Annotated in this window: 17 protein-coding genes; 2 read left to right on the top strand and 15 right to left on the bottom strand. The window is 39.4% G+C overall.

Annotated features, from left to right (window positions below):
* The 3 genes from BM210_RS33515 to BM210_RS33510 form a co-directional block, all read right to left on the bottom strand.
* A partial coding sequence (locus BM210_RS33515) for a transposase (RefSeq protein WP_091177014.1) occupies positions 1 to 268 on the bottom strand: 268 nt, incomplete at its 3' end.
* A 361-nt stretch (positions 269 to 629) separates the two neighbouring features.
* Positions 630 to 806, bottom strand: a complete 177-nt coding sequence (locus BM210_RS35265) for a hypothetical protein (RefSeq protein ID WP_177238166.1) — start codon at positions 804 to 806, stop codon at positions 630 to 632.
* Between the two features lie 592 nt (positions 807 to 1,398).
* Positions 1,399 to 1,935: a hypothetical protein gene (locus BM210_RS33510; RefSeq protein WP_091177013.1), complete on the bottom strand. Its 537-nt coding sequence runs from the start codon at positions 1,933 to 1,935 to the stop codon at positions 1,399 to 1,401.
* A 308-nt stretch (positions 1,936 to 2,243) separates the two neighbouring features.
* Here BM210_RS33510 and BM210_RS33505 point away from each other — a divergent pair, with 308 nt between their 5' ends.
* Complete coding sequence (locus tag BM210_RS33505; protein WP_091177012.1) at positions 2,244 to 2,603, top strand: hypothetical protein; 360 nt, start codon at positions 2,244 to 2,246, stop codon at positions 2,601 to 2,603.
* Between the two features lie 14 nt (positions 2,604 to 2,617).
* On the opposite strand, the gene BM210_RS33500 is transcribed toward BM210_RS33505, so the two are convergent.
* The 11 genes from BM210_RS33500 to BM210_RS33450 all read right to left on the bottom strand — a co-directional run bounded on the left by BM210_RS33500 (position 2,618) and on the right by BM210_RS33450 (position 14,567).
* Entirely contained in the window at positions 2,618 to 3,847 is a 1,230-nt protein-coding gene (locus tag BM210_RS33500; RefSeq protein WP_091177011.1) for a restriction endonuclease subunit S, read from the bottom strand.
* Positions 3,848 to 3,852: 5 nt separating this feature from the next.
* Entirely contained in the window at positions 3,853 to 5,406 is a 1,554-nt protein-coding gene (locus BM210_RS33495) for a type I restriction-modification system subunit M (protein WP_091177010.1), read from the bottom strand.
* A complete protein-coding gene (locus BM210_RS33490; protein WP_091177009.1) occupies positions 5,403 to 5,996 on the bottom strand; it encodes a restriction endonuclease subunit S domain-containing protein in 594 nt (197 codons plus the stop codon). The genes BM210_RS33495 and BM210_RS33490 overlap by 4 nt, the downstream gene beginning before the upstream one ends.
* A gap of 109 nt (positions 5,997 to 6,105) precedes the next feature.
* Complete coding sequence (locus tag BM210_RS33485; RefSeq protein ID WP_091177015.1) at positions 6,106 to 8,859, bottom strand: type I restriction endonuclease subunit R; 2,754 nt, start codon at positions 8,857 to 8,859, stop codon at positions 6,106 to 6,108.
* A gap of 192 nt (positions 8,860 to 9,051) precedes the next feature.
* Positions 9,052 to 9,243, bottom strand: a complete 192-nt coding sequence (locus BM210_RS33480) for a hypothetical protein (protein ID WP_091177008.1) — start codon at positions 9,241 to 9,243, stop codon at positions 9,052 to 9,054.
* A gap of 117 nt (positions 9,244 to 9,360) precedes the next feature.
* On the bottom strand, positions 9,361 to 9,573 hold the full coding sequence (locus BM210_RS33475; RefSeq protein WP_091177007.1) for a DUF3006 domain-containing protein: 213 nt from the start codon (positions 9,571 to 9,573) through the stop codon (positions 9,361 to 9,363).
* A 14-nt stretch (positions 9,574 to 9,587) separates the two neighbouring features.
* Complete coding sequence (locus tag BM210_RS33470) at positions 9,588 to 11,006, bottom strand: ComEC/Rec2 family competence protein (protein WP_256224215.1); 1,419 nt, start codon at positions 11,004 to 11,006, stop codon at positions 9,588 to 9,590.
* Between the two features lie 114 nt (positions 11,007 to 11,120).
* The gene (locus BM210_RS33465; RefSeq protein WP_091177005.1) at positions 11,121 to 11,690 is read right to left on the bottom strand and encodes a hypothetical protein; all 570 of its coding nucleotides are present in this window, start codon (positions 11,688 to 11,690) and stop codon (positions 11,121 to 11,123) included.
* A gap of 129 nt (positions 11,691 to 11,819) precedes the next feature.
* Entirely contained in the window at positions 11,820 to 12,611 is a 792-nt protein-coding gene (locus BM210_RS33460; RefSeq protein ID WP_091177004.1) for a hypothetical protein, read from the bottom strand.
* A gap of 417 nt (positions 12,612 to 13,028) precedes the next feature.
* Entirely contained in the window at positions 13,029 to 13,883 is an 855-nt protein-coding gene (locus tag BM210_RS33455) for a hypothetical protein (protein WP_091177003.1), read from the bottom strand.
* A 78-nt stretch (positions 13,884 to 13,961) separates the two neighbouring features.
* A complete protein-coding gene (locus BM210_RS33450; protein ID WP_091177002.1) occupies positions 13,962 to 14,567 on the bottom strand; it encodes a hypothetical protein in 606 nt (201 codons plus the stop codon).
* Between the two features lie 257 nt (positions 14,568 to 14,824).
* Here BM210_RS33450 and BM210_RS33445 point away from each other — a divergent pair, with 257 nt between their 5' ends.
* Positions 14,825 to 15,124: a MazG-like family protein gene (locus BM210_RS33445; RefSeq protein ID WP_091177001.1), complete on the top strand. Its 300-nt coding sequence runs from the start codon at positions 14,825 to 14,827 to the stop codon at positions 15,122 to 15,124.
* 166 nt (positions 15,125 to 15,290) lie between these two features.
* Here BM210_RS33445 and BM210_RS33440 read toward each other — a convergent pair.
* Positions 15,291 to 15,537, bottom strand: a 247-nt coding sequence (locus BM210_RS33440) for an integrase core domain-containing protein (protein WP_143101172.1), incomplete at its 5' end; no start/stop codon positions are given.

The raw sequence follows: 15,537 nt of genomic DNA, 5'->3' as shown, positions 1-15,537 counted from the left end.
CAAGAGCTTGTTCCGCTAAAAGCTTTTTCAATTTTTCATTCTCATGTTCCAACTGCTTGAAATCTTCAGCTGTAGGGATAAAAGCAGCCTGTCTTTTGCTGGCTCCATCCAGTTGATCTACATCTTTACGGTTCAACTCTCTTGCCCACCGCAACACCATCTTGGGATCCAATTCGTGCTGTCGGGCTATAGCTGTAAAGTTCCCGATTTCTTTCCCTTTTCGAACGATATCCATCTTGAAATTAAGATCATATTGTACTCGCTTCATAACGTTCCCCTCCGTCTATTCATATTGTATTTGATTAAGGGGTGTACTGTCCAAAGCTTCTAGGGGGCTAAAAAGATAGGAAATTGGTAAAATGTACTACAAAGGAGAAAATAAAGGATCCACAACACAACATGTTCGCATAGTAAGGTTTGCCAATGAAGGATTTGATATAAAACAAAAAAGAGGAGCTCTATCTATTTATGAGACTGAGGTTTTTGATTTTTGGAGTGAATACAAGATTATTTGAAACCGAAATGGCATCCTTAACAATTTCACCCTGTAATTCGCGAAGAGCGAAGCGCTCTTGCATTATGCTTTTATTAAACCAAACCGACACGTCAACACTCTGTCACCGAACAGTTCATGCATGAGAGGAATCCTGTACGGTAACCGAGATAACATGACCGTTATTAAATTCCTTAATAATCTGAGCTTCTGCAGTCTTATTCACAATGTATGTTTCGTTCGCCTTAGCATCTAGCTTAGCACGATCACCAGTGAGCTTGATAAGCTTTTGGAGATCTTTGATTTGATTCATGAGTCTCACCATCCCAGTATCTAAGTATCAGCATTTAGTTTTAATTATAACACAAGTGAACATGTAGCCTCGCATACCTTTTGTTAAAAATAAACTAATTCCGACTCAAACAGAGGTCTCAGTCGTAAAGAAGCATAAGAACCCGAACGATTGCTGTACTAATCGTTCGGGTTCTTTTTCTTATGGACTATAACAGTTCATTCAAAATGTACCCTGTTCTAAGCTTATTTCTGATGATTCGGGCTGAATTATGCCCATTTGTGTTACATTTTTACACCAACTTTACACCAATGGCCAAAAAATCACTACTGTACCACTAATTTAGACCCGCTGTTTCATTGGGGAAAACCCTGTATTAATAAGGTTTTTTGGCAATTGTTTCATTTCGTACAAGCAGTGCAACCGACTCCACATGTGTCGAGTAAGCAGAGTCAACACATATTATTGCGCTAAAACGGGGATGCCTAACCCGTTGTTACGCTCACAGTATTAAAAAAGAGTAATAAAATCAAAAGCCAGATACTTCCGCGAATCGATGGAGGGATCTGGCTTTTGATACTCATTTGAAACTGCTGCTTGGGAGATAACTTACTTAAATGATTCTTACCAACTCGCCTCTGACAACGGTTACCTCAATGTTGCCGTAGTTGGAATTGCTATTGGCTTCGTTAACTACGTAAGCGTAAAGAAAGCCTTGTTTAGCCATAAAAAGAGAATTCTCAATAAAATTTCTGATAACAATACCCCGCGGCGGACTTTCTTCACCATGCATATCTTCTTCCGCAAACATATCCAGTGGTACGCAGAGATAGCTTTTAAGTGTTATGATCCTTTCAAATGTGGATGTAGCCTGATCACTTGAGATGTCGGCAACCTGCCAATCCATTTCAAGTGAGAGTAGAATGTGGTAGACCAATAGACCGTTTTTATCCAAATCGGAAATTATCTGCTGATCTTGTTCAGTTGCATTTGCTTGTAATATTCTGTTGTAGTTAATATAGTTCGTCCTTGAAACAGTGCCTTGTTGGAAGGCTTTGACGATACTTTCCTTAATGCCGAGAGTCTTCATTAACTCCAGTGCGAGCTTCTGGCTCCTTGTAGTAAAATGAAGAGGGTTGCCGATTTCCATTCCAAACATCTCCCTTAATAAGTTTCCAACTTCAATTCCCAGGCTTCTTCTTTGGATCACAGAATTGCAGGGGAATTTTAATCGGCTACTTATATAAAGTAGATCAAGTATCAGTTCAGCTATTAATCGTTATTTGCATTCTTTTAATGAATTTATCGCGGGTAAGTATCCGAAGTGCCTTTAAAAGAACAGAATCATACCCCATAAGATCTAACAACATTTCTAACTTAACCAGTTACCAGATTCAGCCACATAGAATTTTACGAATTACCTGTGTATATTATCGGAAACACTAGGGAGGAAATGAAATGGATGAAATTTACGACTTCTTTAGCCGCAAAAGCTTTAATAAGCTGGTTGATCATGACTATGAGCATAATGCTGAAACTATAGAGAAACATGGGAAATACATCGGCGTACTGACTAAACAACAAACACAGTTGCTACGCAGTACTTTTGATATGCTCCTGTTTAATAAAAATCAAGTCGAGATGCTGATGTCCGAATACGAGGATCTACGTTCAGACTATGAACAGAAGGCATTCGATGCAGTGATCTTTCTGAGAGCAAGTAAGAACGGTGTCGATTACAATTCGGAGGATTGGGAGTTATATGTTGATGTGAAGGGACATTGTTGGATTATTAAAAAGGAACAGGCAGTGGATTGACCACTGCCCTTGATTTAGATAAACATTTGTTGCATTAAGCCTTTTTTCAGTTCAGTGAGGGATATTAGTTTCTCAGATTCTTTTTCGATTTTTGAATTGATTGAAGAAAGATACAAAGCTATTTTTTGTTGTTCTTTAAAGTCTGGTACCATATGCATCGTTTCAAAGAAATCATTAACACCTATATTTAATAAGCCATGATTACGAGCACCCTCTACTGATATCATGGACATCTCTTTATACCAAAGAGTTGACTCGAAATAATGCTCTAAGTAATCACCGAATACTGAATCTAATGGTTTAAAGCAAATATATAGACTTGATAGCACACCTTTGTCATGATTATGAAGTCTTTTAATCGCACCGAAGGGATACCCGTTTGAATAGCTTTTATTGTAAGCAAACTCTCCGTTATACAGCAGATAATATCCTTCAAGATTTGTACCTGCTACAGTTTTATTGAAAAATGTTATTTGATCCACTAGCCCATGCTGAGCAGAAATCGTTAAAGGGAGAATAGACTCCATATTTTTATTCTTTCGTGTGATTCTTTCGACTAACTTACTAAGTGGTCTTTTTTTCCACTTCGGGTACTCCTGTCCATTCTCATCTTTGAAACGAATCTCCTGAGTGAAAATCTTCCGCAATATTCCCTTTTTGAACAATTCCAGTTGTACGATTTTCTCTTTCTGTTTCCCGATCTTTTGATCAAGGAGTTTAAAGAAGGAGGAAATTTTCTGTTGTTCCTTTAACCTAGGCATGTTAAGCAAAACGGATTCAAGGATTTCTTGACTAACATTATAACGGGTACTACCTCCAGATTTGCTCGATATCTGATTTCGTGCGCTAGAAGCGTTTAAAAGCAATTTTAGAAAGTAGGGATCATATTCTCCACTTTTCTTGCCCCTAATTACGAACCCACCAAACAATGCATACTCCTTGATATCAAGATAAACATTACATTTCCCTACATCTTCTCTTGTCTCCGAGCTTCTTAGAAAAAGCAAATCGCCATATTCTACTTTACTTGCTTTTTCTTGAACAAAACTTACGTTTACTGAACTATTTATTAAGTCATATACAATGTAATCGTTATTTAGGATGTCTAGGACATTTATGAACTTTCTCCCATGTCCATACTGTTCTTTCGCAGCATTAATTCCATTCTTGAACTGAAGTAGCTGATTTAGGGTTGTCTGTCTCCATGTATCATTAAATTCTGGAAAACGTAATAATGGTTCCATTTCCCTTAAACCTCCAACTCTTTGAGGTACTTCTCTAACTCGATATCTATATCCGCGATCTCTTCATCAATTTCTTGAAGTCTATTTTTAACAGTCTGAATATCAATTTGTTCCTCTTCTTCAAAGGTGTCAACATACCGAGGGATATTCAGATTATAATCCTGTGTTTTAACTTCTTTTAAACTTGCTGCATACGAATACTTTACGATAGACTTACGATTTACGTATGTGTCAATAATCTTCTCGACATCTTCATCACGCAAACGGTTCTGATTCTTACCTTTTTCGAACTCTTTGGATGCATCGATGAAAAGGATGTTATCTTCGGCTTCTCGGCACTTCTTGAACACTAAAATACAAGTTGGGATTGATGTGCCGAAGAAAATGTTGGCTGGGAGACCAATCACCGCATCAAGGTAGTTCTTATCATCTATCAAGTACTTGCGGATAACCCCTTCAGCTGCACCACGGAATAATACACCGTGAGGAAGGACTACTGCCATAGTGCCATTGTCATCGAGTTGGTGAATCATATGTTGCACAAAAGCAAAGTCAGCTTTAGATGCTGGAGCCAGTCTACCGTATGCACTGAAGCGTTCATCCTGCAGGTATTTCTCATCCGAACTCCATTTGGCAGAATAAGGAGGGTTGGCGACAATGGCTTCGAATCGTTCATCCAAGTGCCTTGGCTCTTCTACAGTATCAGCATTTTGAATATCGAAATTTTGATAAGAGATGTCATGCAAAAGCATGTTCATGCGAGCCAAGTTATACGTTGTGGACACTTTTTCTTGCCCGTAATACTTTCTGACATAAGCTTCCTTACCCACTCGAAGTGCAAGGGAAGCCGAGCCGCAGGTCGGATCATATACATTCTTCAAGTCCGTCTTGCCAACAGTGACTATCTTAGCAAGAATCTTCGATACTTGTTGCGGAGTATAGAACTCTCCAGCCTTCTTACCTGCCGAAGCTGCGAACTGACCAATTAGATACTCATACGCATCGCCTAGAACATCGATTTCGACATCGTCATGCAGGAATGGGATGTCGTTAATATTGAGCATGATCTTTGCGATCAACTTGGATCGTGACTTTACATCACGACCTAGCTTCGATGATGCCAAATCCATGTCATCGAATAAATGTTGGAATTCGTCTTCGCTAACTGCGCCAAGAGTCGATTCTGTTACTGTGTTAACTGCCCTTTGAAGCATCTCGACATCGAATTTCCCTGAATCGCCCTTGGTGATTTCTACTACCATATTAGAGAATAGGTAGTTCGGTTCAATCACGTAACCAATCTGCTGAATTAACTCATCCTTAAGCCCAGCTTGCAGTTCTTTATCCTCCCATGCCTTGGCATAAGATATCTTATCCTCCTCAAGCAACTTGTTTACTCTAGTTTCCGTCTTTTCAGATAAGAAGCGATAAAAGATTAGACCAAGGATATAATTCTTAAACTCCGAAGCTTCCATCTGACCCCGTAAATCATTTGCCATGTCCCATAGCTTCTTGTGCAAATCGGCTTGTTGCTGACGCTGTAATTCAGATGTAGTCATCTGTTTTCCTCCTTGAGATTCTTGATGATAGTTTGAGTGGCATAATGTCGTTCAAGTATGGTTCTCTCTTGAACAAGCCGATTTTTTCGGTGTAATAATCTGTGGACACTACTAACCTTCACTTGTTCATTCATAGGTGGCAAAATAATCTCCAATGTCCTGAGCATCTGGATCGATAATGCTGAAATTGAAGTGCCTTGAGTTGAAACCCTTAATTGCTTCTTAGAGTCAGGATGCTCATTGATGAACCACTCCAAATAATCAGGATGAAGAACCCCACTAGGCTCAATAATCGCGAAGTTTGAGGGGATCAGTTTACCTACATGCTCCTGCCTCAAAGCAACCGCACGTTGTCCAGTTAAACTGAGCAAGACCAATCCTTCCCTCGCAATCGGCAATAACCCCATTCGATCTTTAGATACAAACACATCCTGTGAATGTTCTGGTACAATGTTTGGCTCTGAACTTAACCACTCGTTCATCTCCTTTATCGTATACAGAGGAATCCTTGCCGCATCAGAGGACGGAGATGTCTGAATACGATTTAGAAAAGCCCCCTGAGTTACCGAAGCACATTGTTCTAATTGCAATCCAACCCTCCCCTTACCGCTATTTTAAAAAATAGCAATGTAATATGGTTCAATACTAATAAAAAATAGCAGAGAAGTCAATGACTTTTCTGCTATTTTTATAAATAGCTCATGAGAAACGTTTTGTGTGATCTGTAATGAACTCAATTATTCGTTGAATTAGCGATCTCTTCTGAAGAAATGGGAGTTTGATGACATCACTGATTACTTGTTGATTTACGAAGCCGCTGTATTCGTATTCCTCAACAAAGCTTTGAACGTCTTCAATAGTTAAACCAACCTCTCCAGCGAAGGATTGGATCTCCTTGTCACGCTCTTCTTGCTCAAATGTATTATAGGAATCATCTACGGAATCGGCACTGCTTAATGTTGGAACGACCTTATCCAAGAATTCTTTTAGTAGTCGAGCCTTGAGACGCAATTCTTCGTTATCTGCACGATCAATCTCATCTTGAATATGTTTTACCGACTTATTACGTTCATCTTCATTGTTGAAGTCGATATTCTTAATCAGGTTCATAATGTAGCTAACGTTAATCCTATCCGTGTGCATCAATTCGATGGAGAAGTCTACGTCCGCCAAAATCGAGGTCTTACCCCCACCTCCACCACGCTTAACTTCATCATAGATACGGAGATACTTACTCTTGTAGTCCTGATACGTTTGCTCCTGGATACCTAACCGTTCCTCAGTAAACTCATGCTCTGTGAACGTTTCTAGCCTATTTAGATACTTGGTGAGGTCTCGGAAGGCTACTACAAACTTTTGCTTATCCTCTTCACGCTCTAGATTATCTACAGTTGCAGGTGTTGAAGCCATTGCTCGTACCTTAACAAGTGCAGCCTTAAACATATCTAAATACTCTTCATATGATTTCATCAGAACATCATCTACATTATCTGTCTTAGAGAACAACTTGATTGCTTCATCGGTGTCCTCTTTCAAGTTACGGTAACATACTATGTTGCCATAGGGCTTTGTCGCTTTCTCTGTACGGTTTGTACGGGAGAAGGCTTGGATCAGATTATGGTACTTCAAGAAGCGATCCATGTAGAGTATATTAAGTGGCTTGCTATCGAACCCTGTCAAAAAGATGTTCACCACAAGCAGAATATCAATTTGGGCGGTCTTTACACGCCTTGAGACATCAGTGAAATAACTTGAATACAAGTCAGTGTTGAAATTGGTGCCAAACATTTTATTGTAATCAACCATCATACGCTCTAGACTGTCCCGAGAATGTTCGTCACGACCTTCACTATCTTCATTCTGACCATAAGTAAAGATGCCTGCAATCTTAAAGTTGTGAGACATGGATTTGAACATGTCATAATACTTAACTAGCATTGGAATGCCGTCTACCGTAAAGATCCCAGTGTAGCCTTTGCTTCGGGACTTGCGCTCATGGTGTGTAAGAATATTATCAGCAACTAACCTAATGCGATCATCGTGCATCCAGACCTCATCGGTTAGAATGCCTTTTACTTTGGTCTGATCTTCCTCGTTCACCGTCACATCTACAGTCTTATTGTACTCAACCGAGAACCCAAGTACGTTCTCATCATGAATGGCATCTTTAATCAGATAGGTGTGTAGGCACTTCTCGAAGATATCTGCCGTTACCCGACCATCCTGACTCTTGTTCACTTCAAACAACGGTGTCCCCGTAAAGCCAAAGTACTGAGCCTCTTTGAAATGGTTATCAACTAACCGTTTCATCTTACCAAACTGGCTACGATGACATTCGTCAATTATAAAGATGACCCGTTCTTGTTGATATGGTTTCATGATTTGCTCGTAACGCGAATTCTTAATCGCATTTGCCATCTTTTGAATCGTGGTTACAATTAACGGTTTACCTTGATCAGCGATCTGTTGCACAAGTTTACTAGTGTCATTAGTCATATCGACCGAGTCATTCTCAAATTTATTGAACTCTGTTAGCGTCTGACTATCCAAGTCCTTACGGTCGACTAAGAAAAACACTTTCTTAATATGCGGTTCATTGGCTAAAATCTGGCTCGCTTTGAAGGAAGTTAGTGTCTTACCGCTTCCCGTAGTGTGCCAGATGTATCCATTATTCTTAGTCTCAAGGGCTCGCTTGACTAAGGCTTCAACAGCGTATACTTGATACGGTCGCATGACCATCAATTGTTTTTCCGTTTCATTTAGAACCATATATCTGGAAACCATTTTTGCCATATGACACTTCTCTAAGAATGATGCCGCAAATTCATTAAGGGTCGTAATCCGATTATTCTCCGAATCCGACCAAAAGAAGGTATGGGAAAACAGGATGTCGCCATCCGAATTTGCGAAGTACTTAGTATCAACCCCATTACTCACGATAAATATCTGCAAGTAACGATACAATCCACGAAATGAGTGTTTTCGATAGCGTTGTATCTGATTGAATGCCTCTTTGAAGTCCAAGCCTCGGCGTTTCAGCTCTACTTGAATAACAGGTAAGCCGTTAATGAACAGCGTTACATCGTAACGATTTTTATATTTGCCTTCGACGGCTGTCTGGTTGGTCACCTGAAAGTTATTCTTACACCACTCGCGGGTATTCATCAGTTCCAAATAAACCTCTGTCCCATCATCACGCTGAAAGACTTGCTTGTCCCTAAGGATTTTTGCAGAATCGAAGATACTCTTACCATCAATTTGTGTAAGAAAACGGCTAAATTCGGAATCCGTTAACGGTTGATCATTCAGTTTCTTCTCATTGAACTTGTTTAGCTGCTGTCTAAAATTAGCAACCATTGCATCATAATCATTTATTGTAACTCGTTCATAATTTTGATTAACAAGTTGGTCAATCAAATTCTTCTCAAGTTGCGCTTCAGATTGATAGGACAAAAGCAATTCCCCCTCATTTACACTCGCCATCAACTTACAATATTCTACATTCCTAATCCCATCTCCTTCTAAGAAATAAATCTTACACCTGCGAGCAAAGCCAAATAAAAAAAACCCCATTCTAATTTGAATAGGGATCTCGAATGCTTTAATCGCTGTTCATATGTCAATTGGATCAAGTGTGCTGGCAGGTTACTTCTTTTCTCCACTTTTACTTAGATCAATATCTCTCCGACACCAACTGACAAAATAACTTACAGAATTTTGAATCATTATTGCTGCAGTATCCTCCATCCCCCCGCTTTTTCTTTGATCCTCTACCACTTGCATAAAAGTACTTGATAATTGCTCTAACTGCTCGATAACTTCCTGTGATGCCTTCATTTAACCAGCTCCTCATTCATATGTTTAATCAAAAAATATTGCCGCAGTAACCCTGTAAATAACTACTTGTCTCAAGTCAAGGTTTGTTGGTCAAGACAAAGCTCTCTAGCCAAGGTTTTAATCGTCCCACACAGAATCCATCAGCTTCTTGATTTCCTTTGAGCGTTCCTCTGTTGCTGACGGGGTTTTTACCCAAATTTCATTTTGTAGCTCTACCATGTCACCTGGCTGTACATCATCTGCGACAAGTGACTTCGGTATATCCTGTGAATCACCATCAATTTCGATTACTACAAATTCACCTTCATAACGGTCAACGATTCCTATCATTTATGACTCCCCCTTCATTTTGGTGTGAACGACACAGATACATTACTTGTCTTGTCTCCATAGGTAACGGTGATGTCTCCGTCAACTGTAAAGTCTTTGGCTGCTCTACCAATCTTGAAAGATAAGGTCGATACCCCCGCTGCATTGGTTTTGCCTTCATATACAGTCTCGGTGGACTTGTAGTGCAAGGTTAGGACAACCTCTGCACCATTTACAGGCTTTCCACTTCCATCTTGAACCTTTACCGTTACTACGATTGTCGAATTTTGCTTAGGTGAAGCATCATCAATACTTGCGGAAACAACTAGTTCTTCTTTAGCGGACTCCTTCGACTGTTCTTGTGGCGGAAAGGAAGCTTCATTATTAGTTGCCACCGCTGTATACTTCCAATGATTCTGTGCTACTGAAATATCCTTGCCGTTTGAAGTGAAAACGATATTGCCTTGTTCGTCATTACGGTAGATCTCAACTTTCTTATCGTTTAGGCGTTTCAATACTTCTTGTGTCGGGTGACCATAGTTATTGTCCTTACCCGATTGAATCACTGCATATTTGGGATTTACTTCATCTAAGAAAGCCTGACTGGTCGAGCTTTTTGATCCGTGATGACCAGCGAGTAACACGTCTGCTTTCAGGCTTACCCCAGATGCCAGCATATCGGATTCGCTCTTTGCTTCTGCATCACCCGTGAATAAAAACGCTGTCTGACCATGAGTGAGATGAATTACTGCACTCATCTCGTTAGCATCATCGTAGGTATTTACTGGAGCGATCATCTTCACAACAATACCTGGCTCCCAGTCTAGAATTAGACCCGACTTGGCTGTAGTCACCTTCAAGCCTTTATTCTGAATTGCTAGTAATACTGACTCAAAAGTTTTGGTATTGGATTGAACTCTCGGCATGTAGATTTTTCCGATATCGAAATTGTCGATGACTTTGTCTAATCCGCCTGTGTGATCAGCGTCAGGATGGGTGCCTATCAAGAAGTCTATCTTGGTGATGTCTTGATCCTTGAGGTAGCCGACAACCGTCTTCTCCTTATTGTTGTTCCCTGCGTCAATCAGTATTGTTTTGCCAGTCGGTCCGATAATCAATTGTGATCCGCCTTGTCCAACATCGATGTAGTGGATAGTAAGTTCCCCTTCGGTTATTACTTTCTCGGGAGCTTCTACTTTGTTATTCTCAATAGCACTTGAACTTTGACTGTTACCAATACCCTTTGGCGAGTTTGAATTCTTAGTGTCATCATTAACTGTAACCTCTTCACCTGTTTCGACAGTAGTACTTGTTGGCAATGAAGCAGATTCTTCAGCGGCTACACCTGTTTCTACTGATTTAATTTGTTCTTGCGATGTTGTGACGCAACCTGTTAAAACCAAAATGAATATTAAGAATAATAAAACAAATATCTTTCCCCGCCAGTTTGCCAATTCCATGCCCCCTAAACCCCAGTTGCTTTCTGTACTGCTTATTTTACAATTTGCCTAATCACAGTCCGCTACATAGTCACTCCTAAATTGATAGCTCGGGAAATAATCATATTATCACCGTTCATTCTCAAGCTGCATAAACAGCGTTCCTGCTATTTCAGATACGAAAGCCTTCCTTGTCTCTACAACCTGATCATTGTTTAGCAAGTAAGCGAGGACTTCATCGAAATACGGCTGGCTCTTTCCAGAAGAAGTTGTCCTGAATATAAGTAGGGCATTGTTAATCTTACAAGTCAGCTTTGCGATATCAATCAGCTCGTTAATACGTTCTCCGCTTTGGACATTCATAATGCCAATGACATTGGAGGGAACGAGCTCTCGGTCGCAGAATAACTTGTCCAATGTTTCTTCGTCCTTCTTGAACAGGTTCTCTCGCTCCAAGTGAAGAATAAAGTCGTTCCAGTATTCGCCATCGAATTTGCCCCACCACGATAAATCCATCGGTCGGCAAGTGCCGCCTGCTGTGTCCTCAGTGAAGGGATGATACCCCAACATTGAGCCGAGTCTCGAGAAATACTCTATTTCTGTCATTGTGAAGGAATGCTTACCATGATGGACGGTAAGATTGAATGTATGGTAATTTCGGACATAGCCTTCAAATAGCTTCATAAGATCAAGGTTCATTTGTTCACTTCCTAATTAGTTATTTCTCGAGTAAATTCGACAAACCACCAATGATTCCCTTTTAACACTGCACCGATACTTAACCAGCGACAACGATTATAGAGACTCAGTAAAGATCAGTGCTATTGTTCACGTTTCCAGTATCCTTACAAACTCAGCAAAACAATTATTCAAATTAACATTCTCTCGTTGTAAAATGAGGTTTTTTGATTTTAACTTCTGATTCTCGTTTATAATAGTTGTTACTTTATTTAGCAAGTGCTGCTTACGTTTCGGAATAAGTTCTGCGAACCTCTTAAACCCCTTCTTCACAAACCATTTACCATCAAAAGATGATTGTTCATCAATCACAACAAAGTGGTATTTAATTGGACCCGATCCATACCTGAAAGTAATAGTAGGAGTCGGCAACTTCGTTTTCCCTTTAAAGAATGCAGGTGATTTAACCGATAAGTACGCTCCCCGAGGATTTCCGTTTGCCTCGATGAATCCCGCATATTCATCCTTTATAACTAGAAACATAAATTCATACAAGCTCAGTGCGAACTTTTCCCTAGCCTTTACTTGTCTGAATGCAATATCTTTTGAAGCATCAATTCCTGTCTTTTTATTGAGATTCATATCGATGACTGGAACGCATATATCTTCATCACAATACAACGTGACACCAACTGCAGTAGGAATATCCCTACGGAATATCCTAGAACTTGTACCAAGAAGATTAACAAAGTGAAGCATTCCCGATTTGCTACCTAAACTATCTTGTTGTGTACTATCCATTTGATCCAAAATATCAAGACCTAATGATAGAAAAAATGTATTTGATTTAGAACTTAGTGTGTATCCCCAAACATTCTTATTCAATTCTACTTCCGATTGCTCTCTTAGCGCTTTTCGTAGACTTTTCGATTGATTATGCATGTTCTTCCTCCTCGTTTGATTTAAATTTACTACCTTTATTGAGTGGGTTAGTTTATAAATCTCTCCATTTCTTTCGATAGGGAACAACTTAGTCGAGATATTAGGAATTATGAGTTGAATTGCCGACTTTGCTACTAAACCAATGACCTAGAAACTCTTAAATGTACTGGATGAGCACCGATCCCCCTTGAAAATGAGATACTTTTTGACGCTTTGGCATCAATACTATTCAGTTGTCAATGAGCAGTTTAGAACTTCGTTAAAGTAAGCCTCCGCTGCTAGCGGATATACTATCTTTTTAATCTCTTGAAGCTATTCACAAAATCATTGCTATGTCTCCTATTAAATTTAGGTTTACTGTATATAAAAAAAACAGAGCAACTAAGCCCTGTCCTTGTTCTTCCTATCAGATTTATTTTAAGCATTTTCCTTAGAATCGACTTTTTCGGTCTGAGCCTTGCCACTTTTTATTTTCCTTAAAACATTCTTTTTATTGATAACTAAGTCCGTAAACTTCTCATACCCCTGCCTAATTCGCCATAATCCATCAAGACCGAGTTCATCTATTCCTACAGTACCTGCTCTAACAGACCCTTTAGAGAATTTTATTGTCGGAGTAGGGAGCAATACTCTCTTACTTCCATTCTCATCCTCAATAAACTTAAGTTCTATATTACCATCTTTATCTACATCGATAAATTTTGTTGTTTTTAATTCCATATGGACTCCATAGTTATCTTCGCCAAGCCGAAGATAACCTGCATATTCATCCTTTAACATCAGGAACATAAACTCATATAATGTTAGGTGGAACTCTACACCAGCTTTTTCTTCTTTATATGAGAGTTCTTCTTCTATACTGATCCCTGTGTCTTTGTTAATTGTTACATCAATGACTGGAACAGTTATGTCTTCATCAGAACATAAGGTAACCCCTATAGGCTTGGGGCTACCGATATTCCCACTATTGTACACTCTTTCACCATTCTCATATTTAGTGCGTGTAGTTCTTTTAGAATCCAAACCCAGCAATCTTGCAAAATGTAATGTTCCAGACTTGCTGCTTAGCTTCTCATAATCTACTCTAGGCATCTCTTTAATTATCTCTTTTCCAAGCTTCCTTAAGGCTTTATTTTGATCTGACATTGTATACGTCTTTTCGCCAGATGATTGCTTTTGTTTTTCTTTCTCTAAAGATTTTATCCTTTTCTGAATATCCTTTATCGAAGTTGAGGAATTGTCGCTAATTGGAATATTCTTTTTTAGTACCATTTATCCTTCACCCTTATCTTATCGTATTCTTTACGGATAAATATCTGAGCCTTGAGATCAGTTTGTTGTCTTTGCATTTTATTTGATAAACACAACATGTACCTTATCCACCATCAATGGGCTAGCCTCTTCGTGGATCAACACCTTCTCCTTCAAAGCAGTCGGTAAATTTTTGATTAAGTTTTGAATTGCCATTAAAGTATGGTCTCCAAAATCATAAATCACCAAAAATTTGAAAGCTGCCGTTGGATCAATGGACTTCACTTTGGATTTGCCTTCAAGTAGACCCCTGATATCCTTAATGATACCGTTCTTCTGAGCTGAGCCAAACTTGTAACCATTGTTGATTGGCTTATTACATTTGATCTCGGCAACGATATTTACCTCGCCAGTTACGATGAGATCGTAACCATTGTCACTAGGCTTCGTTCCTAAGACCTGCTCTAAATAGACTTGATAGTTCTGCTTCACGTAGGGGAAGCGGTGACTTACCCAGTCAATGAATCGAATCGTCGTTTTGTAAGTAATAATGTTATGAATGTCCTTCAAGGTCGTCTTAATGTCCTCGAAATCCTCGACTGATAGCTGAGAATAGTAATCTTCGGTGGTGCCAGTTATTTTGTCGGAGATGAACTGGTTAAACTTTTCTCTCAGTTCGCCTTCCCGGTTATATGGTAGATTCACTGCCGTCCTCCCTCTTGTCGAATCTTGGAAACATTATAATTCAATCTTATCTCATTAGGTCGGAAGGCTCAATAAAGAAAAATAGTGAGGTTACCCCTGCGCCTTACAGCAGTGCAAATCTAAAAAAGGCGTTGCCCCCCTTAGATGAAGCTATTCTGTGTGCCAATTCTTGCTTTGTAATACCAATAAACTATCCTATAATGAACGATAGAGACTAAATCTACATACTAAAGATCGTGGGAAGGTACAGGAAAAAAATGAAAATATCCGAAATGCAAGATCATATTAAAGAATTCAGTATCGAAAAAGGTTTCGATAAATCTACCATCGAACAAAGGTCACTGTTTCTTGTTACTGAAGTTGGCGAGATGGTCAGGGAACTATTGCATATTTCCTACCATCCTGATCATGAAGAAATTGAAGAAATAAAAGACCGTCTCGGTCTAGAGATGTATGATATTGTTTGGAATATTTGCGACCTAGCTAACAAACTAGATATTGATCTAGAAAAATCCTTCTTGAAGAAAACGGACATAAATAAAACTAGGACATGGTAAGACTGCCCTGGCATGTTTCAATGGCAACAGAGGTACTTCACCGCAAACGAAAAAGAGATGCCAGTAATTATCGGTTCAACACCCTAATGCTGGACACTATACCTCTTAATCAGCGGGTCTCATAGAATTGCTTGAAATTGCTATGTTTTGCTTAGTCTTTTGTGTCTTATACCTGAATAGATTTAGGTTTTACCTCGTTTTTCTTTAAAGCATCGATATATTCATAGGGCGACAAGTCGTAAATGCTCCCGTGAATCCGCTGCTGATTGTAGTCTTGAATGAATTGCGTGACGATCTCATAGGTCTGTGGATATGTTTCGAATTCATGCCTCCCATAGCATTCGGCCTCCAAAATAGCGTGGAAAGATTCAATATGTGCATTTTTATTTGGCGTTCGGGGCGGGATCCGTTCA

The sequence above is a fragment of the Paenibacillus sp. 1_12 genome, from assembly GCF_900114475.1.
Lineage (GTDB): Bacteria > Bacillota > Bacilli > Paenibacillales > NBRC-103111 > Paenibacillus_S.
This window is presented reverse-complemented; position numbering and strand designations above follow the sequence as displayed.

What these genes read in the sequence shown, in the direction of transcription:
- BM210_RS35265 (WP_177238166.1), bottom strand. Translation starts at nt 806, where the DNA reads ATGAATCAAATCAAAGATCTCCAAAAGCTTATCAAGCTCACTGGTGAT.
- BM210_RS33510 (WP_091177013.1), bottom strand. Translation starts at nt 1,935, where the DNA reads ATGGAAATCGGCAACCCTCTTCATTTTACTACAAGGAGCCAGAAGCTC.
- BM210_RS33505 (WP_091177012.1), top strand. Translation starts at nt 2,244, where the DNA reads ATGGATGAAATTTACGACTTCTTTAGCCGCAAAAGCTTTAATAAGCTG.
- BM210_RS33500 (WP_091177011.1), bottom strand. Translation starts at nt 3,847, where the DNA reads ATGGAACCATTATTACGTTTTCCAGAATTTAATGATACATGGAGACAG.
- BM210_RS33495 (WP_091177010.1), bottom strand. Translation starts at nt 5,406, where the DNA reads ATGACTACATCTGAATTACAGCGTCAGCAACAAGCCGATTTGCACAAG.
- BM210_RS33480 (WP_091177008.1), bottom strand. Translation starts at nt 9,243, where the DNA reads ATGAAGGCATCACAGGAAGTTATCGAGCAGTTAGAGCAATTATCAAGT.
- BM210_RS33475 (WP_091177007.1), bottom strand. Translation starts at nt 9,573, where the DNA reads ATGATAGGAATCGTTGACCGTTATGAAGGTGAATTTGTAGTAATCGAA.
- BM210_RS33465 (WP_091177005.1), bottom strand. Translation starts at nt 11,690, where the DNA reads ATGAACCTTGATCTTATGAAGCTATTTGAAGGCTATGTCCGAAATTAC.
- BM210_RS33460 (WP_091177004.1), bottom strand. Translation starts at nt 12,611, where the DNA reads ATGCATAATCAATCGAAAAGTCTACGAAAAGCGCTAAGAGAGCAATCG.
- BM210_RS33455 (WP_091177003.1), bottom strand. Translation starts at nt 13,883, where the DNA reads ATGGTACTAAAAAAGAATATTCCAATTAGCGACAATTCCTCAACTTCG.
- BM210_RS33445 (WP_091177001.1), top strand. Translation starts at nt 14,825, where the DNA reads ATGAAAATATCCGAAATGCAAGATCATATTAAAGAATTCAGTATCGAA.